The 541-nt window shown below is 53.6% G+C and carries 1 protein-coding gene; it reads left to right on the top strand.

Annotated features, from left to right (window positions below; all coding sequences use genetic code 11):
• Positions 1–541, top strand: a 541-nt coding sequence (locus DEQ92_RS21705) for a protoglobin domain-containing protein (protein WP_233516939.1), incomplete at both ends; no start/stop codon positions are given.

Genomic DNA, 541 nt, shown 5'->3' with positions numbered 1-541 from the left:
CGACTGGCGAAAAGATTTCACTAACTTCAAGCCGGAAGATGAGCGACGACTCGAAAATCTCGGTAGCGTTGTTGAACCGGTCATCGACGACGCTGTCGAGGCGTTTTACGACCACCTGGAATCATACGACGAAACCATTGAAATATTCGGACGATCGGGCAAAGGCATTGAAGCACTCAAAGAAAACCAGCGTGAGTACTTGGGCGGATTGTTCGATGGCCAGTACGGTCGGACCCACTTCGAGAGTCGGGCCCGTATCGGCAAAATTCACGATATGCTGGACCTCGGGCCGAAGATCTACTTCGGCGCCTATAGCATCTTCTACCGATACCTGGTCGACGCCATCGTTGCTGACCTGAAAGCAGACCTCGCACAAACGAATGGCGGCGATGCGACACAACGAGGTGAAACCCTCACGCCGGAGCAGGCACTGGATGCACTCGCCGACCGCACGCGGTCTATGCTAAAGGTGATGAATCTCGACCAGCAGGTAGCTATGGATACCTACATCCATTCGTACAGCGAGCAACTCGAAACCAAA

The organism is Haloferax sp. Atlit-6N, from assembly GCF_003383195.1.
Classification (GTDB): Archaea; Halobacteriota; Halobacteria; order Halobacteriales; family Haloferacaceae; genus Haloferax; species Haloferax gibbonsii.
Note: the sequence above shows the minus strand (reverse complement) of the source record. Positions and strands in the feature narration are given on the sequence as shown.